This is a genomic window from Streptacidiphilus sp. ASG 303 (assembly GCF_020991365.1).
In the GTDB taxonomy this organism is placed as follows: Bacteria; Actinomycetota; Actinomycetes; order Streptomycetales; family Streptomycetaceae; genus Peterkaempfera.
The window spans coordinates 103,652-125,106 of record NZ_JAJLRA010000010.1; the positions used below are offsets into that span (position 1 = coordinate 103,652).

At 77.6% G+C, this 21,455-nt stretch carries 17 protein-coding genes; 3 read left to right on the forward strand and 14 right to left on the reverse strand.

Going from position 1 to position 21,455, the window contains the following annotated elements; translation table 11 throughout:
- Positions 1-5: 5 nt before the first annotated feature.
- From LO771_RS15580 to LO771_RS15620, 9 genes are all read right to left on the reverse strand, one after another.
- Positions 6-803, reverse strand: a complete 798-nt coding sequence (locus LO771_RS15580; protein WP_230652765.1) for an acyltransferase — start codon at positions 801-803, stop codon at positions 6-8.
- A gap of 77 nt (positions 804-880) precedes the next feature.
- The gene (locus LO771_RS15585; protein WP_230652767.1) at positions 881-1,489 is read right to left on the reverse strand and encodes a TetR/AcrR family transcriptional regulator; all 609 of its coding nucleotides are present in this window, start codon (positions 1,487-1,489) and stop codon (positions 881-883) included.
- Positions 1,490-1,576: 87 nt separating this feature from the next.
- On the reverse strand, positions 1,577-2,347 hold the full coding sequence (locus LO771_RS15590) for an enoyl-CoA hydratase family protein (RefSeq protein WP_230652769.1): 771 nt from the start codon (positions 2,345-2,347) through the stop codon (positions 1,577-1,579).
- Entirely contained in the window at positions 2,344-4,050 is a 1,707-nt protein-coding gene (locus LO771_RS15595; RefSeq protein ID WP_230652771.1) for an AMP-binding protein, read from the reverse strand. Before LO771_RS15595 ends, LO771_RS15590 begins: the two co-directional genes overlap by 4 nt.
- A gap of 167 nt (positions 4,051-4,217) precedes the next feature.
- Positions 4,218-5,399 (reverse strand): acyl-CoA dehydrogenase family protein, encoded by a 1,182-nt coding sequence (locus tag LO771_RS15600; RefSeq protein ID WP_230652773.1) that lies wholly within the window; start codon positions 5,397-5,399, stop codon positions 4,218-4,220.
- 286 nt (positions 5,400-5,685) lie between these two features.
- The gene (locus tag LO771_RS15605; RefSeq protein ID WP_230652775.1) at positions 5,686-7,683 is read right to left on the reverse strand and encodes a biotin carboxylase N-terminal domain-containing protein; all 1,998 of its coding nucleotides are present in this window, start codon (positions 7,681-7,683) and stop codon (positions 5,686-5,688) included.
- A gap of 14 nt (positions 7,684-7,697) precedes the next feature.
- Positions 7,698-9,296 carry a carboxyl transferase domain-containing protein gene (locus tag LO771_RS15610; protein ID WP_230652777.1) on the reverse strand — a complete coding sequence of 533 codons (1,599 nt, stop codon included), beginning with the start codon at positions 9,294-9,296 and terminating at the stop codon, positions 7,698-7,700.
- Positions 9,293-11,128 carry an acyclic terpene utilization AtuA family protein gene (locus tag LO771_RS15615; protein ID WP_230652779.1) on the reverse strand — a complete coding sequence of 612 codons (1,836 nt, stop codon included), beginning with the start codon at positions 11,126-11,128 and terminating at the stop codon, positions 9,293-9,295. The genes LO771_RS15610 and LO771_RS15615 overlap by 4 nt, the downstream gene beginning before the upstream one ends.
- Complete coding sequence (locus tag LO771_RS15620) at positions 11,125-11,919, reverse strand: TIGR03084 family metal-binding protein (RefSeq protein ID WP_230652781.1); 795 nt, start codon at positions 11,917-11,919, stop codon at positions 11,125-11,127. Before LO771_RS15620 ends, LO771_RS15615 begins: the two co-directional genes overlap by 4 nt.
- A 174-nt stretch (positions 11,920-12,093) precedes the next feature.
- Here LO771_RS15620 and LO771_RS15625 point away from each other — a divergent pair, with 174 nt between their 5' ends.
- Together LO771_RS15625 and LO771_RS15630 are read left to right on the forward strand one after the other, a co-directional pair.
- Entirely contained in the window at positions 12,094-12,711 is a 618-nt protein-coding gene (locus LO771_RS15625; RefSeq protein ID WP_230652783.1) for a TetR/AcrR family transcriptional regulator, read from the forward strand.
- Positions 12,708-13,619: an SDR family oxidoreductase gene (locus tag LO771_RS15630; protein ID WP_230652785.1), complete on the forward strand. Its 912-nt coding sequence runs from the start codon at positions 12,708-12,710 to the stop codon at positions 13,617-13,619. Before LO771_RS15625 ends, LO771_RS15630 begins: the two co-directional genes overlap by 4 nt.
- Positions 13,620-13,760: 141 nt before the next feature.
- On the opposite strand, the gene LO771_RS15640 is transcribed toward LO771_RS15630, so the two are convergent.
- Together LO771_RS15640 and LO771_RS15645 are read right to left on the reverse strand one after the other, a co-directional pair.
- Entirely contained in the window at positions 13,761-15,353 is a 1,593-nt protein-coding gene (locus LO771_RS15640; RefSeq protein WP_308188913.1) for a glycoside hydrolase family 6 protein, read from the reverse strand.
- Between the two features lie 377 nt (positions 15,354-15,730).
- Positions 15,731-16,924 carry a geranylgeranyl reductase family protein gene (locus LO771_RS15645; RefSeq protein WP_230652787.1) on the reverse strand — a complete coding sequence of 398 codons (1,194 nt, stop codon included), beginning with the start codon at positions 16,922-16,924 and terminating at the stop codon, positions 15,731-15,733.
- Positions 16,925-17,063: 139 nt separating this feature from the next.
- Here LO771_RS15645 and LO771_RS15650 point away from each other — a divergent pair, with 139 nt between their 5' ends.
- Positions 17,064-18,464, forward strand: coding sequence for a dipeptidase (locus tag LO771_RS15650; RefSeq protein WP_230652789.1), 1,401 nt, complete (start codon positions 17,064-17,066; stop codon positions 18,462-18,464).
- A gap of 54 nt (positions 18,465-18,518) precedes the next feature.
- Here LO771_RS15650 and LO771_RS15655 read toward each other — a convergent pair whose 3' ends face one another.
- From LO771_RS15655 to LO771_RS31070, 3 genes are all read right to left on the reverse strand, one after another.
- Positions 18,519-19,730, reverse strand: a complete 1,212-nt coding sequence (locus LO771_RS15655; RefSeq protein WP_230652935.1) for an RNA polymerase sigma factor — start codon at positions 19,728-19,730, stop codon at positions 18,519-18,521.
- 13 nt (positions 19,731-19,743) lie between these two features.
- The gene (locus LO771_RS15660; protein ID WP_230652791.1) at positions 19,744-20,178 is read right to left on the reverse strand and encodes a YciI family protein; all 435 of its coding nucleotides are present in this window, start codon (positions 20,176-20,178) and stop codon (positions 19,744-19,746) included.
- Positions 20,179-20,448: 270 nt separating this feature from the next.
- Positions 20,449-21,444: a DUF4184 family protein gene (locus tag LO771_RS31070; RefSeq protein WP_308188916.1), complete on the reverse strand. Its 996-nt coding sequence runs from the start codon at positions 21,442-21,444 to the stop codon at positions 20,449-20,451.
- Positions 21,445-21,455 lie beyond the last annotated feature (11 nt).

Genomic DNA, 21,455 nt, shown 5'->3' on the forward strand with positions numbered 1-21,455 from the left:
CCGGCTCACGGCGCGGCGGACGGGTCCGCCGCGTCGGCGCCGGTCCCGCCGTCGGACTGCGCCGGCAGGCGCAGGTCCCAGCCGACGAGCGCCCGCAGCTGCTCCGCGGTGACGCCGTCCGGCACCGGCCGGGGAGCGGGCGTGCGGATCGGCGGCTCCCAGCCGGCCTCCGCCGTCCAGCGGCGGACGACCCGGGCGGGCGCGCCGGCGACCACGCTGTGGTCGGGCACCTCGCCGCGCACCACGGCCCCGGCCGCGACCACCACGTTGCGGCCGATCCGGGCGCCGGGCAGGATCACCGCGCCGGTGCCGATCCAGCTCCCGGAGCCGATCTCCACCGGCTCGTTGCGCGGCCACTGCTTCCCGATCGGGAGCTCCGGGTCGCGGTACTCGTGGCCCTGGTCGGTGATGTACACCCGGGGTCCGGTCCACACGTCGTCGCCGATCACGATCGACTGGTGGCCCACGATGTGGCTCTCCCGGCCGATGACGCAGCCGCCGCCGATCCGCACGATCGGCTCCGGCCCGAGGTCGAGGCCGGGCAGGAAGCCCGCGGAGAGGGTGACCTGCTCGCCGACGATGCAGAACGGCCCGAGGTGGATCCACTGCTCGTTGAAGACGGTGCCCAGCGGGAAGGCCAGCCTCGTGCCGTCGCCCAGGCTCCCGAAGCGGTACGGCCCGGGGCTCTCCGGGGAGACCGCGCCCCGCTCCTGCACCCAGCGCCAGCCGCGGTGGACCAGGCGGCCGACGGCGCGCCGGCGGCGGGCGCGGGCGGCGGACAGCAGGGCGTGCGGAAAGGGCATGGGCACACCGTAGCCGCCGCGCGGCGGCCATGATCGGCCAGGGGAGGAACGTCACACCGGCGGGCCCGCGGCGGGGTTCAGCCGAGCGCGGCGTCCAAGATGCGCGCCCACTGGCGGACCACGCGGGCGCGCCGGGCGCTGTCGTCGGTGAGCAGGTTGGCCAGGCCCAGGCCCCGGGCCATGTCGAGGGTGGCCTGCACGGTCTCCCGGACGCCGGGGGTGCGCTCGTCGACGCCGAGGAACTCCACGGCGGCCCGGTGGGCCTCCCGGCCGACCCGGTTCTCCAGGGCGACGATACGGGCCCGCAGCGCCTCCTCCCGGGCGGCCGCCACCCACAGGTGGAGGGCCGCCCGGAACAGCTCGCCGGTATACATCCGCACGATCACCTCGACGACGGTCCCCGTGCGGGACGCGCCGTCGTCCGGCGCCGCGGCGAGCTGCCCGCGCACGGCGGACAGCCGCTCCTCGGCGACGTGCTCCACGGCCGCGGTGAACAGGTCCTCGCGGGTCGGGAAGTGGTGCTGCGCGGCGCCCCGGGAGACCCCGGCCCGTTCGGCGACCACGGCGACGGTGCTGCCGGCCCAGCCGTACTCGGCCAGGCACTCCACGGCGGCCTCCAGCAGCCGGCGGCGGGTGGCCCGGCTGCGGTCCTGCTGCGGCATGCGGGAGGCCGCGTGGGTGGTCATGGGGTCGGGGTGCTCCTGGTCCGGGGACGTCTCGTCGGGGGGCTCCTGCCGGGGGTCCGGCCGGGCCCGGTCGGGGGGTGCGGCCGGTCAGCGTGCCCAGGCGGGCGGGCGGCGCTCCAGGAAGGCGGTCATGCCCTCCCGGGCCTCGTCGCTGCCGAAGAGCAGCGCGGACTGCGCCACCCGGTCCTCGCCGTCCTGGTCGAAGGAGCGCAGCACGTCGGCGGCGACCAGCCGCTTGGACTCTGCCAGCCCCTGCGGGGACGCCTGGCGCAGCGCCTCCAGGACCGGCTCCAGCGCGGCCGCGGTGTCGTCGGCGGCGACGGTGACCAGGCCGATCCGGGCGGCCTCGGCCGCGTCGAAGGTCTCGCCGGTGAGGTAGTAGCGGGAGGCGGCGCGGGGGTCGAGCCTGGGCCGCAGCGGCAGCGAGATGACGGCCGGGGCGAGGCCGAGCCGGACCTCGGTGAAGGCGAAGGTGGAGGCGGGGCCGGCGACGGCGATGTCGCAGGCGCCGATGAGGCCGAGGCCGCCCGCCCGGGCGTGCCCGTCGACGCGCGCCACCACCGGCTTGGGGCACTCCACCACCGCGCGCAGGATCTCCACCAGGCGGCGGGGGCCGGCGGTCGGATCGCCGGAGGTGGCCTCGGAGAGGTCGGCGCCGGCGCAGAAGACCTTGCCGGTGTGGGCGAGGACGACGGCGCGCACCGCCGGGTCCTTGGCGGCCTCGGCGAGGCCCTGCTCCAGTTCGGCCATCAGGCGCGAGGAGAGGGCGTTGCGGTTGTGCGGGGAGTCGAGGGTGAGGGTGGCGACGGCCCCCTCGACCGCGAGGCGGACGAGGGGGGCGGCGGTGGCGTCGGTCATCGCGCGGGGCCTTCTTCCGGGCCGGCTCCGTTGCCGGCGTAGGTGGGGGTCTCGGTCGCGGGTGCGGCGGGTGCGCCGGGCACGGGGACCTGGGCGGGGGCCTGCGCGCCGGCGGCGCCGCGTTCGCGCTCCCGCAGCCGGCGGCGGAGGATCTTGCCCGCCGCCGACTTGGGGACGGCGTCCACGAACTCCACGGCGCGCACCTTCTTGTAGGGGGCCACCTGCCCGGCCACGTGGTCGATCACCTGCTGGTCGGTGAGCGTACTCCCCGGCCCGCGGACCACGAACGCCTTGGGCACCTCCCCGCCGTCGGGCCCGGCGACACCGATGACGGCGGCGTCGGCGACCTCCGGGTGGGCGAGCAGCACGGCCTCCAGCTCGGCGGGGGCCACCTGGTAGCCCTTGTACTTGATCAGCTCCTTGACCCGGTCGACGACGTGCAGGTAGCCGCGGTCGTCGACGTAGCCGACGTCGCCGGTGTGCAGCCAGCCCTCCCCGTCGACCACCGCGTCGGTCTCGGTGGGGCGGCCGAAGTAGCCCTTCATCACCTGCGGGCCGCGGATGAGCAGCTCGCCGGGCTCGCCGTGCGGCAGATCCTCCGCGGACGCGCCGCCCTCGACGGCGACGACCCGCATCTCGGTGGAGGCCAGCAGCCTCCCGACCGCGCCGGGCGGCGGCGAGGTGTCGGTCAGCGGCACCAGGTGGGTGCCGGGCGACAGCTCGGTCATGCCGTACGCCTGGCGGACGGTGTCGATGCCGAGGCGGCGGGCGCAGGCGTCGGCGAGGTCGGCGTCCAGCGGGGCGGCGGCGGAGAGGACGTACTCCAGCGAGGAGAGGTCGTAGCGGTCGACGGCCGGGTGCCGGGCGAGGGCGAGGACCATGGGCGGGGCCGCGTAGACGCCCTGGATGCGCTGGTCCTGGAGGGTCTGCAGGAACTGCTCCAGGTCGAAGCGGGGCAGCACGACGACGGTGGAGCCGCAGCGCAGTGGGTGGTTCATCAGGGCGGTGAGGCCGTAGATGTGGAAGAACGGCAGCACGGCGACGATGCGCTGGCCGACCCCGGGGCGGTGCGCGGCGTCGAGCTGGGCGAGGTTGGTGGCGATGTTGCGGTGGGTCAGCATGACGCCCTTGGCGGTGCCCGTCGTGCCGCTGGAGTACGGCAGCACGGCGACGTCGGCGGCGGGGTCGATGGCGGGCGACGGCTCGGGCGCGGTGCTGGCCACCAGGTCGAAGAGGTTCCGGTGGCCCTCGGCCGGGTCGCAGCTGAAGATCTCCCGGACGGGCGTGCCGGTGCCGGCGAGGGCGGCGGCCGCCTCCCGGGCGGTGGGCAGGAACGGGGAGACGGTGACGATCCAGCGGGCGCCGCTGTCGCGCAGCTGGGCGGCCATCTCGCCGGGGGTGGCGAGGGAGCTGACGGTGGTGACGGTGGCCCCGGCGCGGGTGGCGGCGTAGAAGGCGACGGGGTAGGCGACGGTGTTGGGGCTGTGCAGGGCGACGACGTCGCCGGGGGCGACCCCGGCCTCGGCGAGCCCGGCGGCGGCGCGGCGGGTGGCGGCGTCGAGCTGCGCGTAGGTCAGGGTCTGGCCGGTCACCCCGTCGACCAGGGCGGGGAGGTCGCCGCGTCCGGCGGCCCCGCCGAGGACGGCGTCGTGGATGGGCACGTCGAGGACGGGGACGTCGGGGTACTCGCTGCGGTACACCATGGGACCCTCCGGGTGGGCGGGGCGGACGGCTGCGCGGCGGCTGCGGCCGGCCTCCGGGTGGGGCCGGGCCGCACCCGGCGGGGGCGGACGGGCGGGTACGGACCGGACGGGCGGGTGCGGACCGGACGGGCCGCCGGGCCGCGGGACCGCCGGGGCCGCTGCGGCGCCTAGTACGACTTGGGCAGGCCGAGGGTGTGCTGGGCGACGAAGTTGAGGACCATCTCCCGGCTGACCGGGGCGACCCGGCCGACGCGGGAGGCGGCGAGCAGCGCGGCGAGGCCGTACTCCTGGGTGAGGCCGTTGCCGCCGAGGGTGTGCACGGCCTGGTCGACGGTGCGGGCACAGGCCTCCGCGGCGGCGTACTTGGCCATGTTGGCGGCCTCGCCCGCGCCGGCGTCGTCGCCGTGGTCGTAGAGGTGGGCGGCCTTCTGCATCATCAGCCGGGCCAGCTCCAGCTCGATGCGGCACTGCGCGAGCGGGTGGGCGATGCCCTGGTGGGCGCCGATGGGGTCGCGCCAGACCGTGCGGTCGCGCGCGTAGCCGACGGCCTTGGCCAGGGCGTGGCGGCCGATGCCGACGGAGAAGGCGGCGGCCATGATGCGCTCGGGGTTGAGCCCGGCGAAGAGCTGGAGCAGGCCGGTGTCCTGGTCGCCGACGAGGGCCCCCTCGGGGAGCGGCACGTCGTCGAGGAAGACCTGGTACTGGTACTCGGGGGAGACGATGTCCATGGGGATGCGCCGGTACTCCAGGCCCGGGGCGTCCACGGGGACGGTGAACAGGGCGGGCCTGAGCTTTCCCGTGCGGGCGTCCTCGGTCCGGCCCACGACCATGATCGCGTCGGAGCCCTCGATGCCGGAGATGTAGACCTTGCGGCCGGTGAGCCGCCAGCCGTCGGGGGTGCGCCGGCCGACGGTGGCGAGGCGGTGGGAGTTGGAGCCGGCGTCGGGCTCGGTGATCGCGAAGGCCATCCGCAGGGAGCCGTCGGCGAAGCCGGGCAGCCAGTGGCGGCGCTGCTCCTCGGTGCCGAAGCGGGCGATGACGGAGCCGCAGATGGCGGGGGTGACCACCAGCATGAGCAGCGGGCAGCCGGCGGCGCCCAGCTCCTCCAGGACGATGGACAGCTCGTAGCACCCGGCACCGCCGCCGCCGTACTCGGCGGGCAGGTTGACGCCGAGGTAGCCGAGCTTGCCGGCCTCGCGCCACAGTTCGTCGGTGCGCTCGCCGGCGCGGGCCTTGGCGAGGAAGTACTCGGAGCCGTAGCGGCGGCCGAGGTCGGAGACGGCGCGGCGCAGGGCCTGCCGCTCCTCGGACTCGCTGAACGCGGACTCCTGGAAGGTGGTGCCGGTCATGCCGATCGTCCCTTCTGCAGGTGCTGCAGGTCTTCTGCGGGGGCTTGCGCGGGGGGCGGGTCGCGGGCTGCGGGCGGACCGGGGGCCGTGCGGGCGGGCGGGCCCGGGGGCGCGGCGGCGCCGGGTGGCGGGTGCGGGCGGGGGGCCGTGGTCCGAGTGCGGCGGCCGGGGGCCCGGCCGGGGAGGGGTCCGGCGTGCCGGAGTCGGGACCCCTCCGTGCCGGACCCCCGGGGTCGGGGGCGGCCGGGCCGGTGGCGGCCGGGCCGGGGCCCGGGGGCACGGGTGCTCAGGGGCCCTCGGCGGAGGCGCCGCCCCCGGCGGGGGCGGCCTCCCGGACCACGGCGAGCAGCGCGCCGGGCTCGACCTGCTGGCCGGGCCGGACGCGCAGCTCGGCGACGGTGCCGTCGGCGGGCGCGGTGACCCGGTGCTCCATCTTCATCGCCTCCAGCCACAGCACGGTCTGCCCGGCCCGCACGGCGTCCCCCTCGGCGACGGCGGTCCGCACGACGGTGCCCGGCATGGGCGCGAGCAGCGAGCCGGGGGCGGTCTGGGCGGCGGGGTCGGGGAAGCGTCCGACGGCGGTGAGGACGACGGCGCCGAGCGGCCCGTCGACGTGGACGGTGTCCCCGTACCGGGCGACGGCGAACGCCCGCCGCACCCCGCCCGCCTCCAGCACCACCCGGCCGGGCGCGGCGGAGACCAGCCGGACGCCGGGGTGCCCCTCGGCGAGGAGGCCGTCGCGGGTGTGCCGGTAGCGGACCTCGTGCTCGGCGTCGGCGGTGCGGTACCGCTTGGCCTGGGGGGCGGAGGGCACGTTGCGCCACCCGGCGGGCAGGCCGCCGAGGACGGGGGCGGCGGCCCGCCGCCCCGCCGCGTCGGCGAGGGCGGCGGCGAGGGCCGCCAGCGCCTCCGCGTCCTTGTCGGGGGCCTGGCGGGCGACGGTGTCGGCGTGGTGCTGCCGCAGGAAGGCGGTGTGGACGTCCCCCGCGAGGAAGGCGGGGTGGCGCAGCACCCGCACCAGCAGGTCCCGGTTGGTGGCGGGCCCGTGGATGCGGGCGCGGGCCAGGGCGGCGGCGAGGCGGCGGGCGGCCTCGGCGCGGGTGGGCGCCCAGGCGACCGCCTTGGCGAGCATGGGGTCGTAGTGGACGGTCACGGTGTCGCCGTCCTCGACGCCGGAGTCCAGCCGCAGGCCGCACTCCTCCCCCGCCGGGGTGCGGAAGCGGGCGGTGGTGCCGGGCAGCTCCAGCAGGTGCAGCGGGCCGGCCTGCGGCTGCCAGTCGGCGGCCGGGTCCTCGGCGTACAGGCGGGCCTCGATCGCGTGGCCGCGGGTGGCGGGGGGCGCGGGGGGCAGGGCGGCGCCCTCGGCGACGCGGAGCTGGAGGGCGACCAGGTCGAGGCCGGTGGTGCACTCGGTGACGGGGTGCTCGACCTGGAGGCGGGTGTTCATCTCCAGGAAGAAGAACCGGCCGTCGGGGGCGAGCAGGAACTCGGCGGTCCCGGCGCCGGTGTAGCCGATGGCGCGGGCGGCGGTGCGGGCGGCCTCGTGCAGGGCCTCGCGCACGGCGTCGGGGATACCGGGTGCGGGCGCCTCCTCGACGACCTTCTGGTGGCGGCGCTGCACCGAGCAGTCCCGGTCGCCGACGGCCCACACCGTGCCGTGGGCGTCGGCCATGAGCTGCACCTCGACGTGGCGGCCGGTCTCCACGTACGGCTCGCAGAAGACCTCGCCGTCGCCGAAGGCGGAGGCGGCCTCGGCGCGGGCGGCGGCGAGCTCGCCGTCGAGGGCGGCGAGGTCGCGGACGACGCGCATGCCGCGCCCGCCGCCCCCGGCCGCGGCCTTGACGAGCAGCGGCAGGTCGGCCTCCGTCGCCGCGGCGGGGTCGACGGCGCCGAGGACGGGGACGCCGGCCCCGGCCATGATCCGCTTGGCGCCGGTCTTGGAGCCCATGGCGGCGATGGCCTCGGGCGGCGGGCCGATCCAGACCAGGCCCGCGTCGAGGACGGCGCGGGCGAAGCCGGCGTTCTCGGAGAGGAAGCCGTAGCCGGGGTGGACGGCGTCCGCGCCCGCGGCCAGCGCCGCCTGCACCAGCAGGTCGGCGCGGAGGTAGGTGTCGGCGGGGGCCGCGCCCGGGAGGCGGACGGCGGCGTCGGCCTCCCGGACGTGCGGGGCGTCGGCGTCGGGGTCGGAGAAGACCGCGACACCGTCCAGGCCGGCGTCCCGGCAGCTGCGGAGGACGCGCCGGGCGATCTCGCCCCGGTTGGCGACCAGCACTGAGGTGATCATCTGTTCGGTGGCCCTCACATCCGGTAGACGCCGTAGCCGCGCGCGCCCTCCACGGGCGCGCTGTGCACCGCGGAGAGGCACAGGCCCAGCACGGTGCGGGTGTCGCGCGGGTCGATGACCCCGTCGTCGTAGAGCCGCCCCGAGAGGAAGACCGGCAGCGACTCCGCCTCGATCTGCTGCTCCACCATGGCCCGGACCGCCGCGTCGGCGTCCTCGTCGTACGGCCGGCCCTTGGCCGCCGCCGACTGCCGGGCCACGATGGAGAGCACCCCGGCGAGCTGCTGCGGACCCATCACCGCCGCCTTGGCGCTGGGCCAGGCGAAGAGGAAGCGGGGGTCGTACGCCCGCCCGCACATGCCGTAGTGCCCGGCGCCGTAGGAGGCGCCCATGAGCACCGAGATGTGCGGCACGTGGCTGTTGGAGACGGCGTTGATCATCATGGCGCCGTGCTTGATGATGCCGCCCTGCTCGTACTCCCGGCCCACCATGTAGCCGGTGGTGTTGTGGAGGAAGAGCAGCGGGATGTCGCGCTGGTTGGCGAGCTGGATGAACTGGGTGGCCTTCTGCGCCTCGGCGCTGAAGAGCACGCCCTGCGCGTTGGCGAGGATGCCCACGGGGTAGCCGTGGACCGACGCCCAGCCGGTGGCGAGGCTCGTCCCGTACAGCGGCTTGAACTCGTCGAAGTCGGAGCCGTCGACCACCCGGGCGACCACCTCGCGCGGGTCGAAGGGCGTCTTCAGGTCGCCGGGGACGACGCCCAGCAGCTCCTCCGGGTCGTACTTGGGCGGCTCCACCCCGGCCGCGGGCGCCGGGCCCCGCTTGTCCCAGCGCAGCCGGGCGACGACGCGGCGGGCCAGGCGCAGCGCGTCGGGCTCGTCGACGGCGAGGTGGTCGGCGAGGCCGGAGACGCGGGCGTGCATGTCGGCGCCGCCCAGCGACTCGTCGTCGGCCTCCTCCCCGGTGGCCATCCTCACCAGCGGCGGGCCGCCGAGGAACACCTTGGAGCGATCCTTGACCATCACCACGTGGTCGGACATGCCGGGCACGTAGGCGCCGCCGGCGGTGGAGTTGCCGAAGACGACGGAGACGGTGGGGATGCCGGCGGCGGAGAGGCGGGTGAGGTCGCGGAAGAGGGCGCCGCCGGGGATGAAGACCTCCTTCTGGCTGGGGAGGTCGGCGCCGCCGGACTCCACCAGGTTGACCAGCGGGAGGCGGTTGCGCAGCGCGATCTCGTTGGCCCGCAGCGCCTTGCGGAGCGTCCACGGGTTGGAGGCGCCGCCGCGCACGGTGGGGTCGTTGGCGGTGATGACGCACTCGGTGCCCTCGACGACGCCGATGCCGGTGACCAGGGCCGCCCCGACCGGGTACTCGCTGCCCCAGGCGGCGAGCGGGGAGAGCTCCAGGAACGGCGAGTCGGGGTCGAGGAGCAGCTCGATGCGCTCGCGGGCGAGGAGCTTGCCGCGGCGGCGGTGCCGCTCCACGTACTTGGGTCCGCCGCCGCCGACCGCCTTGGCGTGCTCGGCGTCGAGCTCGGCGAGCTTGGCGAGCATGGCGTCGCGGTTGGCGGCGAAGTCGGGCGAGCCGGGGTCCAGCGACGAGGCGAGCACGGTCACAGGAGCACCTCCGGGATGTCGAGGTGGCGGGAGCGCAGCCACTCCCCCACCGCCTTGGCCTGGGGGTCGAAGCGGGCGCGGGAGGCGACGCCCTCGCCGAGCAGGCCGGTGACGGTGAAGTTGACGGCGCGCAGGTGGGGCAGGACGGTGCGGGTGACGGGCAGGCCGGCGGTCTCGGGCAGCAGCTCCCGCAGGCGGTCGGCGGTGAGGGCGTGGGCGAGCCAGCGCCAGCCGTCGTCGGTGCGGGCCCAGACGCCGACGTTGGCGTCGCCGCCCTTGTCGCCGCTGCGGGCCCCGGCGACCAGGCCGAGCGGGGCGCGGCGGGTCGGGCCGGGCGGCAGCGGCGCGGGCAGCTCCGGTTCGGGCGGCTCCGGTGCGGGGACCTCCGCCGGGGCGGCGGTCCGGGGCGCCGGGGGCACCGCGACCCGGCGGCCGTCGGGCAGCACCGCGGTGTGCGGCACGGCGGCGGCGTCGACGTACGCGGCCTCGAAGACCCCGTACGGGGTGCCGTTGCCGGGCGGCGCGGTGACGTGGAAGCCGGGGTAGCTGGCGAGGGCCAGCTCGACGGCGGCGCCGCTGACGGCGCGTCCGACGGCCTCCGGGTCGGGGTCGCGGACGGCGAGGCGCAGCAGGGCGCTCGCCTCCTCCTGGACGGCGGCGTCGGCCCGGTCGGTGCGGGCGAGGGTCCACCGGAGCTCGGCGGGGCGGTGCTTGCCGAGGGCGGCCTCCAGCTGCTCGCGGACCAGGGCGGCCTTGGCCTCGACGTCGAGCCCGGTGAGGACGAGGACGACCTCGTTGTACCAGCCGCCGAGCCGGTTGAGGCCGACCTTGAGCGCGGGCGGCGGGGCCTCCCCGCGCACCCCGGTGAGGGCGACCCGGTCGGGGCCCTCCTGGCGCAGGCGCAGGGTGTCCAGGCGGGTGGTGACGTCGGGCCCGGCGTAGCGGGCGGGACCGGTCTCGTAGAGCAGCTGGGCGGTGACGGTCTCCACGGTGACGGCGCCGCCCGTGCCCGGGTGCTTGGTGATCACGCTGCTTCCGTCGGCGCGGACCTCGGCGAGCGGGAAGCCGGGGCGGCGCACGTCGTGCTCGGTGAAGAAGGAGTAGTTGCCGCCGGTGGCCTGGGCGCCGCACTCCAGGACGTGCCCGGCGGCGGTGGCGCCGGCCAGGGCGTCCCAGTCGTCCCAGCGCCAGCCGAAGTGGGCGGCGGCGGGGCCGACGACGAGGGAGGCGTCGGTGGTGCGGCCGGTGACGACGACGTCGGCCCCGGCGCGGAGGCACTCCGCGATGCCGCGGGCGCCGAGGTAGGCGTGGGCGGCGAGCAGGCCGCCCCCGCCGGACGGGCGGCCCTCACCGGACGGGCCGTCCTCACCGGTCAGGCCGAGCTCGGCGGCGCGGGGCAGCAGGTCGTCGCCCTCGACGTGGGCGACGGCGGCGGGGACGCCCGTGCGGTCGGCGAGGGCGCGCAGCGCGTCGGCGAGGCCGGCCGGGTTGAGGCCGCCCGCGTTGACGACGACCTTCACGCCGCGGTCGACGGCGAGGCCGAGGGACTCCTCCATCTGGCGCAGAAAGGTGCGTGCGTAGCCGCGGGAGGGGTCCTTCATGCGGTCCCGGGCGAGGATGAGCATGGTCAGCTCGGCGAGGTAGTCGCCGGTGAGGACGTCGAGGGGGCCTCCGGTGAGCATCTCGCGGACGGCCTCGAAGCGGTCGCCGTAGAAGCCGGAGGCGTTGCCGATCCGCAGCGGCGCGGGCCCGGCCGCCGGGTCCGGGCCGGGCGCGGGGGCGGGGGCGGGGCCGGGCGCGGGGGCGGGGCCGGGCGCGGGGGCGGCGGTCATGCGAACTGCCCCGGGGTGCGGCCGGGCCCGGCGGGCCCGGCGAAGGACTGGGCGATGTCCAGCCAGTGGTCGGCGTCGGCGCCCTCGGCCTTGAGGCCGAGGTCGGCGCGGTGGCGGCGGCGGGTGGCCAGCAGGCAGAGGTCGAGGGCGGGTCCGGTCACCCGCTGCTCGGCGTCCTCGGGCCCGTACGTCCACGCCTCCCCGCCGCCCGGCGGCGCCAGCTCGACCCGGAACTCCCCGGCGGGGGGCTGCTCGCCGTGCACGAAGTAGGCGTAGTCGCGGGCCCGGACGGCCAGGCGGGCGACGTGCCACAGGCGGCCGGTGGGCACGCGGTGCACCCCGAGGGCGTCGGCGACGTCCTGCCCGTGGGCCCAGTACTCCATGAGCCGGCCGGTGGCCATGGAGGCGGCGCTCATCGGCGGGCCGAACCAGGGCATCCGCGCGCCCTGCGGGACGGCGGCCAGCGCCTCCAGCAGGGCCTCGCGGCCGGACCGCCAGGCGGCCAGCAGCCGGTCGCGGGGCTGGTCCGCGGTGCGGGCGGCCTCGGCGTCGGCGAAGCCCCCGGGGTCGGCGGCGGCCCGCTCCAGCAGGCGGGCGAAGCGGTCGGGGTCGGTGGCGGCGAGCAGCGCCTGCTCGTCGGTCCAGGCGAGGTGGGCGACCTGGTGGGCGAGGGTCCAGCCGGGTGCGGGGGTGGGGTCGTGCCAGTGCCGCTCGCCGGGTCCGGAGACCAGGGCGTCGACCTCGTCGCTCTCCGCGCGCAGGTCGTCCAGCACCGTACGGGGATCCACCATGGGGGCACTCCCTCCGCCTGAAAGGGCGTCACTGCCGTCTCCCCCGGCAGCCTTGCAGCATCGCCCGAAAGAAACAAGCATGCTTGCTTCTTTTTCTCCGTCCGCCGCCCGTTTGCGGGAGTGCCGGGCGGGAGGTTTAATAAATGAACGTTCATTTATAGAGAGGAGAGCGCGGTGGCAGGGCGCCCCCGGGGGGTCGACGACGCGGTGGTCCTGGCCCGGACCGCCGAGGTGATGGGCCGCACCGGCCCCGCCGGCCTCACCCTCGCGGCCGTGGCGCGCGAGGCGGGGCTCGCCCCCGCCACCCTCGTCCAGCGCTTCGGGTCCAAGCGGGGCCTGCTCCTGGCCCTGGCCGAGCAGTCCGCGCGGGACGCGGAGGCGCTGGCCGGGCGGGTCCGGGCCGGGCACGGTTCGGCCCTCGCGGCGCTGGTCGCGCTCGCCGTGGAGTCCACGACCGGGATCGCCGCGCCCGAGGCCTACGCCAACCATCTGGCGTTCCTCTGCGCCGACCTCGCCGACCCCGTGCTGCGCGCCCACGCCCTGGCCGTCCACGAGGCGCAGGGGCGGGCGGTCGCGGCCCTGCTGGCCGAGGCGGCGGACGCCGGGGAGCTGCGGCCCGGCACGGACACCGCGGCACTGGCCTCCTCCGTGCGGGCGGTCGTCGCCGGCACCGGCCTGACCTGGGCCCTGGACCGGCACGGCACCCTGCCCGAGCGCCTGCGCCGCGAACTCGCCGCCCTGCTCGGCCCCCACCTCCCCTCATCCGACGGCACCACCCTGGAGGACGCGTGAACGACGGCAGCCGGCCGCTGGCCGGGAAGGTGGCCCTCGTGGCCGGCGGGACCAGGGGCGGCGGACGCGGCATCGCCGTCGGGCTCGGCGCCGCGGGCGCGACGGTGTACGTCACCGGACGCAGCAGCACGGCCGGACGCTCCGCCATGGACCGCCCCGAGACCGTCGAGGGGACCGCGGAGCGGGTCACCGCCGCCGGCGGCCTCGGCGTCCCCGTCCGCACCGACCACAGCCGCCCGGAGGAGGTCCGCGCCCTGGTGGACCGGATCGCTGCCGAGCAGGACGGCCGCCTGGACGTGCTGGTCAACTGCGTGTGGGGCGGCGACCCGCTCACCGACTGGGCGCACCCGCTGTGGGAGCAGGACCTCGGCACCGGGCTGCGGCTGCTGCGGCAGGCCGTGGAGACGCACGTCGTCACCAGCCGGTTCGCGCTGCCGCTGATGGTGGCCCGCCGGAGCGGCCTGGTGGTGGAGGTCACCGACGGCAACACCGCCCGGTACCGCGGGTCGTTCTTCTACGACCTCGCGAAGTCCTCGGTGATCCGCCTCGCCGTCGCGCAGGCCGCCGAGCTGCGGCCGCACGGCGTCGCGGCCGTGGCGCTCACCCCCGGCTTCCTGCGGTCCGAGGCGATGCTGGACCACTTCGGCGTCACCGAGGCCACCTGGCGGGAGGGCGCGGCGAAGGACCCGCACTTCGCCCACTCCGAGAGCCCCGTCTACCTCGGACGGGCCGTCGCCGCCCTCGCCGCCGACCCGGACGTCATGGCGCGGTCGGGCCGGGCGCTGGCCACCTGGGGGCTGTACCGGGAGTACGGCTTCACCGACGCGGACGGCACGCAGCCGGACTGGGCCGCCCACTGGGCCGAGACCCTGGAGGCGGAGCACGGGCCGCTCGGCGACCCGCTCTGACGCCGGAGGCTGCGGGGGCCGGGAGGGGCGCCGGGGGGCGGGAGGCTCGTGGGGGGTCGGGAGGCGCGTGGGGGGTCGGGAGGAAGTGCCGCCGGCCGGCCCGGACTCCGGCCGGCGGCACGCGGTGGGGCGCTCAGCGCGTCAGGACGCGCTGCACGGTGCGCCGTTGAGGGTGAAGGACGTCGGCGCGGGGTTGGCCGCGCCGACGGTGGCCTGGAAGCCGAGCGTCGTCGAGGCGCCCGGCGCCAGGGCGGCGTTGTAGCCCGCGTCGGCGGCGGTCACCGAGGCGCCGGACTGGGACGCCGTGGCGTTCCAGGCGTTGGTGATCCGCTGGTCGCCGGGGAAGGTCCAGGCGAGGCGCCAGCCGTTCACCTGGCTGCTCCCGGTGTTCTTCACGGTGACGTCGGCCGTGAAGCCGCCCGCCCAGGAGTTGGTGACCCGGTACGTGACCGCGCACGCGGCGGAGCCGGTGGGCGGGGCGGTCGTGGGGGGCTGGGTGGTCGGGGGCTGGGTGGTCGGGGGCGGGGTCGTCGGGGGGCTGGTGGAGGTCGGCGGGTCCTGGGCCCCGGAGGCCAGGGCGTAGGCGATGTCCGGGCTGAAGGTGCCCGCGGCCGCGGCGCAGCCGTCGGCCTCGCCGGGCGGCTTCACCCACAGGTAGGCGTCGATCGCCGGGTCCCCGGTGTCCGCGGTCGGGTAGGCGCCGATGGACCGCCCGGAGGGATCGCACCAGGCGCCCCCGCCCGCCGGCCCGTTGCCGTTGCGGCTGGTGTCGACGACGGCGTGCAGCTGGGAGGGGTTGCCCAGCGCGCCGAGGACCGCCTTGGCGTAGGACGTCTCGTTCGCGGTGGTGTTGAAGTTCGAGACATTGGTGAAGAAGCCGTCCGCGTTGGCCAGGACGCCCGCGCCGCGGAGCCGGGAGGCCTGCTCGGCGGCGCTGTTCCAGGCCGAGTGGCCGCCGTCGAGGTACACCTTGGCCGCGGGCGCGGCGGAGCGGATGGCGGCGGCGGCCCGGGAGAGCGAGGCGAACCGGTCGGCCTGCTGCTGGGAGGAGAGGCAGCTGGTGAGCGCCAGCGAGTCCGGCTCCAGCAGGACGAGCGAACGGCCGCTGCCGAGCCCGGCGGCGAAGCCGCGCACCCAGGCGTCGTACGACCCCAGGTCGGGCGCGCCGCCGGCCGAGGCCCCGCCGCAGTCGCGGTTGGGGATCTCGTACACGACCAGCACCGGCACCTGCCCGGCCGAGGCGGCGGCCGAGGTGATGCTGCGGACGTCGGAGGTGACGGTGTCGGGCCGGTAGTTCGCGAACCAGATGCCCTGCGGCTGGCTCGCGATCCGCCGGGAGACGACCGGCTGGCGCCAGTCGCCGGGGTTGGCGGCGGACCACTTGACGACCTGGGAGGCGGGGTCGCGGTAGAACTGCGTCCCGGCGGGGAGGGCGCCCTGCACGGCGGCTCCGGCGCTGGTCGGCCCGGCGAGCACGAGGCCCGCCGCCGCGGTGCCGGCGGCGGCGAGGGCGAGCGCGACCGCGCGGAGCCGGCGGCGCGGCGCCCGGTGCGGGTGCGGGTGGGACGGGTGCGTGTACGGGTGCGGGCGGCCGGACGGGTGCTCCGGCAGGCCCTCCGGCGGCCCGGCGGGCAGGTGCTCCGGACGGTGTCCGGGCGCGGGTACGGGCGGGTGTGCGGACGGCGGTCCGCCGGCGGGGGCGGCGGAGCGCCCGGGGGTGGCGCGGGATGTCACATCGTCCTCCGTGCTCTCTGGGTGGAAGAGCGCGCTCTCTGGGTGGGAGAGGGCCTGGGTGGGTGGGCGGTGAGCGCGTGGGAGCGCTCCCGCACAGGCCGAGTCGAGCGTAACCCCGCATGACGCGGTCATGTAATCCCTGTGACGGTGCGAATTCCACTTCCGTGGGAGCGCTCCCGCACGCCGAGGGGAAGAACCTCCGCGCGGGGGGCGGCGGGCCGGGCGGCCCAGGAGGCCGCCCGGCCCGCACGGGCGGCCGTCCCGGAGCGGGGGTCCTGCCCGGCGGGCGGAGCCCCGACGGGCGGAGCCCCGACGGGCGGCGGGGCGGGCGGCACCTCCTCGCGCCGCCCGCCCCGCCGCCCGCCCCGGGCTCTCCGTCAGCGGCCGGCGAGGGCCGCCAGCCGCTGCACGCCGCGGTACCTGCGCAGCGCCTCGCCGAAGGTGGTCGCACCCTGGGTGACCTGGACGAACGCCCGCCAGATCGGCGGCATGGAGACGACCCCGGCGTGGAACACCGCCGGCCGCCGCTCGAACGCGGCGAGCAGCTGTCGGCCCGCCCGCATCTCCACCCCGAGCCCCGCCTTGACGGCGAAGGCGTAGTTGAGGGCCTGCCGCCGCACGTCCGCGGGCTCGGCCGCCTCCGCGACCCGCACGGCCCACTCGCCGGCCAGCCGCCCGGAGCGCAGCGCGTACGAGATGCCCTCGCGGGTCCACGGCTCCAGCAGCCCGGCCGCGTCGCCCGCCACCAGGACGCGGCCGCGGGAGAGCGGGGAGTCCTCGGTGCGGCAGCGCGTCAGGTGCCCGGACTCCACGGACGGCGGGAAGCCCGCCAGGCCGAGCCGGGCGATGTAGTCCGCCAGGTACTGCTTGGTCCGCTCGCCCTGCCCGCGGGCGGAGATGACGCCGACGGTGAGGCTGCGGGAGGCGGTCTTGGGGAACACCCAGCCGTACGAGCCGGGCAGGGGGCCCCAGTCGAGGTGGATCCGGCCCGCCCAGAGGCGGGCGATGTCCTCGGGGACCGGGATCTCGGCCTCCAGGCCCAGGTCGATCTGGTCGAAGGCGACCCCGACGTGGCGGCCGACCCGGCTCGCGCTGCCGTCGGCGCCGACCACGGCGCGGGCCCGCAGGGTGCGCCCGTCCTGGGTGGTGACCCCCACCGTGCGGCGGTCGGGCGCGTCCTCGCCGCCCTGCTCCACGCCGGTGACCGTGACCCCGGTCTCCAGCACGGCGCCCGCCTGCTGGGCGGCCTTGACCAGCGCATGGTCGAACTCGTCCCGGTTCACCAGGCCGAACATCATCCGGCGGGAGCGGCGCGTGCGCTCCCAGCGGCCGTCCAGCGCGAAGGTGACCGCGTGCACCCGGTCCTGCAGCGGCAGGGCGAAGCCCGGCGGCAGCGCGTCCCGGGACGGGCCGATGATCCCTCCCCCGCAGGTCTTGTAGCGGGGGTGCTCGGCCTTGTCGACCAGCAGTACCTTGCGTCCCGCCGCAGCGGCCGCGTACGCGGCGGAGGAGCCCGCCGGTCCGGCCCCGACCACCACGACGTCCCAGACGTCCTCGATCTTGTCCGTCACGTTGCGCCATCCTATGTGCCGCCGCCGACCGGGCGACCGCCCGGCACCGGCGCGGCGGTGCGCGGGAGGCGCACGGTCGGGTGTGCGACGATCTACCGGACCCCCGTCGCACTCCCCCGTACCCGCCCCGGAGGCCGACATGACCCCGCAGCAGAACCTCGCCGACGCCGTGCGGGAGCTGATGCCCAGGGCCCGGGCGGACCTGGCGGAACTGGTCGCGTTCGCCTCGGTCGCCGACCCCCGGCAGTACCCGGTCGAGGAGTGCGAGGGCGCCGCCCGCTGGGTCGCCGACGCGTTCGCCGCCGAGGGGCTGCGGGACGTCCGGCTGCTCGACACGCCCGACGGCACGCAGTCGGTGTACGGGGAGCTGCCCGGCCCGGAGGGCGCGCCCACCGTCCTGCTGTACTCCCACTACGACGTGCAGCCGCCGCTGGACGAGGCCGCCTGGACCTCCCCGCCGTTCACCCTCACCGAGCGCGGGGGCCGCTGGTACGGGCGCGGCGCCGCCGACTGCAAGGGCAACGTGCTCATGCACCTCACCGCGCTGCGCGCCCTGCGGGCCGTGCACGGGGGCGCGGGGGACGGCGCGGCCGGCGCGGGCCTGCCGGTCGGGCTCAAGGTGGTCGTGGAGGGCTCGGAGGAGCGTGGCACCGGCGGCCTGGAGCGGTACGCCGAGGCGCACCCGGAGCTGCTGGCGGCCGACGCGGTCGTCATCGGCGACACCGGCAACTTCGCCCCCGGCCTGCCCACCGCCACCGCCTCCCTGCGCGGCAGCACCACCGTGGAGGTCTCCGTCTCCACCCTGGCGGGCAACCTGCACTCCGGCCAGTTCGGCGGCGCCGCGCCCGACGCGCTCACCGCCCTGGTGCGGCTGCTGGGGACGCTCCACGACGAGCACGGCGCGACGACGGTCGCCGGACTGGCCGCGGACCAGCGCTGGGACGGCGTCGCCTACTCCGAGGAGCAGTTCCGGGCCGACGCCGGGGTGCTGGACGGGGTGGGGCTGGTCGGCACCGGCGAGGTGGCGGACCGGCTGTGGGCGCGGCCCTCGGTGACGGTGCTCGGCATCGACTGCCCGCCCGTGGTGGGCGCCACGGCGTCGGTGCAGGCGCGGGCCCGCGCCCTGGTGAGCCTGCGCGTCCCGCCGGGCGTCGGCGCCCGGGCGGCGCAGGACGCCCTCGTCGCCCACCTGGAGGCCGCCGCCCCCTGGGGCGCGCGGGTGGAGGTCGTCCGCGGCGGCACCGGCGACCCCTTCCGGGCCGACACCGGCGGCCCGGCCTACGCGGCCATGGGCGCGGCCCTGCGGGAGGCGTACGGACGGGAGATGGTCCTGGCGGGCGAGGGCGGCTCGATCCCGCTCTGCAACACCCTGCGGCGGCTGTACCCGCGGGCGGAGCTGGTGCTCGTCGGCGTGGAGGAGCCGCTGACGGCCATCCACGGCATCGACGAGAGCGTGGACCCGGTGGAGCTGGAGCGGATGTCCCTCGCCGAGGCGCTCTTCCTGCGGGGCTACGCCGCAGCCTGGCACGCGGCGCGCTGAGGGGCGCGCCGCCGGGGAAGGGCCGGGCGGCCGCGGGGGCACCGTGCCGGTGCGTCAGGCCCGGTCCCGGAGCCGGGCGGCCCGGAGGGTGAGGTGGCGCTTCTCGGGGAGGTTCGTGGCGCGGGCCGCCGCGGCGGCGTAGTGCGCCGCCGCGCCCCCGGTGTCGCCGGCCGCCTCCAGGAGGTGGGCGCGGACGGCGTCGAGGCGGTGGTGGCCCGCCAGCCGGCCGCCGAGCCCGTCCAGGACGGCGAGACCGGCCGCAGGCCCGTCGGCCATGCCCGCGGCGACGGCCCGGTTGAGGGTGACCACCGGGTTCCCGGTCAGCCGCTCCAGCAGGCCGTACAGGGCGTGGATCTGCGGCCAGTCGGTGTCCTCGGCCCGGGGGGCCCGGTCGTGGAGGGCGGCGACCGCCGCCTGGACCTGGTACGCGCCGACCGGGCCCCGGGCGATGGCCGCGGCGAGCAGGGCGGTCCCCTCGGCGACCGCCGCCCGGTCCCAGAGCGACCGGTCCTGCTCGGCCAGGGGGACCGGGAGGCCGTCCGGGCCCGTCCTGGCGGCGCGCCGGGCGCCGGTGAGCAGCATGAGGGCGAGGAGCCCGGCGGCCTCGGCGTCGCCGGGCAGCGCACGGTGCAGGAGCCGGGCCAGGCGGACGGCCTCGTCCGCCAGGTCGACGCGGTGCAGTCCGGGGCCGGACGCGGCGGTGTACCCCTCGTTGAACATCAGGTACAGCACGTGCAGGACCGACCGCAGGCGCTGCGGCCGCTCGTCGGGCGCGGGCATGCGGAAGGGGGACCCGGACGCCCTGATCCGCTGCTTGGCGCGGCTGACGCGCTGGGCCGTGGTCGCCTCGGGCACCAGGAACGCCCGCGCGATCTCGGCCGTGGTCAGGCCGCCGACGGCCCGCAGGGTGAGCGCGACGGCGGACGGCGGGGTGAGCGAGGGGTGGCAGCACAGGAACAGCAGGGCGAGCGAGTCGTCCTGTCCGGGGACCTCCGCCGGGGCCGGTTCGCGCAGGGCGGCGGACTCCTCCCGGAGCCGCCGGGCCCGGTCGCTGCGGACCTGGTCGGTCACCCGCCGCAGCGCGGCCCGGACCAGCCAGGCGCGGGGGCTGTCCGGCGTCCCGTCCCGGGGCCAGTGCCGGGCCGCGGCGAGCAGGGCCTCCTGCACGGCGTCCTCGGCGGCGTCGAAGTCGCCGCACCGGCGGGCGACCGTGCCGAGGACCTGCGGCGCCAGTGCGCGCAGCAGGCCCTCGGCCTCGGGGGTCAGCTCCACCGTGCGGTCACGACCCCGACCGCAGGTACTCGCCCATGGCGGCCGCGTCGGCGGGCCCCTGGTCCATCACCCGGCGCACGTGGACCGGCTGACGGGTCGGCAGGCCCCCCACGCCCGGGACCGCCGAGACCCGCGCGGCGATCTCGACCGCCCGCTCCTCGGACTCGACGTCCACGATCTGGTATCCGGCGATCCACTCCTTGGACTCCGCGAACGGGCCGTCGGTGCGCACCGGCGCGCCCGCCCCGTCCGAGGTGACGACGACCGCGAGCTCGGGCCCGGTGAGGATCGTCGAGTCGACGAGCTCACCGCTGGCGACGAGCTCCCGGTGCAGCACCGCGTAGTAGTCCAGGTGGGCGGTGATCTCCTCCGGCCTCCACTCCGTCATCGGGGGCATGCCCTCGCCGTCCTCGAACGTCACGGCCAGCAGATATCGGGGCATCGTGGCTCCTTCGTCGTTCCGTGCCGCGCGGCGCCCGGGTCGGGCCCGCTTCCACCCCTGGGACGGAGCCGGCGCCCCGCTCTCGACGTCCCCGGCGGAGATTTCCGGAAGATCTTACGGACAGGCGCCGGTGCGGCAGGCCGCACCCGGGAGGCGGGGCCCCGGAGCCGGGGCCCTGCCCGGACGGGGACCGGATCGCGGCCCGTCACCGCCCCTCCGCCGGGGCCCTCGGAACACGGCCGCCCGGGACACGGCCGCCCGGGACGCCCGTCACGCCGGCGGGCGGGGTACACCGGCGGCCCGGGCTGCGAGCGCGTAGGCGGTGAGGCCGACGGCGAGGCCCGCGCCGGCGCCGAAACAGGCGGTGGGGACGGCGTCGGCGGGGGTCGCGCCGGGCGGGGCCTGGGCGGCCCAGCGCAGCAGGCGGTGCGCCGTGCCCGCCGCGGTGGAGGCGGCGAGGAGGCCGAGCGCCGCCCGGCGCGCCAGGGGCGGCAGGCGGAGCGGTGCGCGGCGCGGCGGCGCGGGGCGTGCCTGCGGGCGGGATCCGGGGCGGGTCACGGGGCGCACGGCGGTGCGGGTGGCCGTCCGGGCGGGCGGGGCGGCGCCGGCGGGCGTACCGGCGTCGGAGCGCGTGCCCGGCCGCGCGGCGGCGGGCCCGGACGGCGGTACCGGTCCGGCGTCCGCGGCTGCGCCCGGCCCCGCGCCCGGCCCGGGGAGGGCGGCGCGCAGGGCGCGGACCGAGGACGCGGCGAGCCAGACCAGCGCCACGGCGGAGCTGCCGTACTGGAGCACGTGGTGCAGGGGCTGTCCGACGACCGTCTCGTTGAGGACCGGGAACAGCCGCACGCCCGCCCGGCCGTGGTGGGTGAAGGCGTCCCAGCCGACGTGGGTGGCCGCGCCGACGGCGGCGGAGAGCGCGAACCAGCCTGCGTCGGCCGGGCAGAGGCCGTCGCGCCGGGGGGCCGTCAGGTCGTGGGCGGCGGCGGCCCAGCGGTCGGGCAGCAGGGCGACGAGGGGCTCGCGGAGCAGGCCGTGCCAGGCGGCGGCGAGCCCGGCGGTGACCGCCACGTCCAGGGTGGGGACGGCCCAGGGGCGGTGGGTGGCGGCGCCCCAGGCGAAGGCGCCGGGGAGCAGCGAGTCGGCGAAGTACGGCACGTCGGGGGCCATGGACCCGGCGACCAGCGCGGAGGCGACCAGCACACCGCGGGACCGTCCGCGCCGCAGGAAGGGCAGGACGGCGGCGGGGTGGCTGAGGGTGAACGGCACGCGGCCATCCT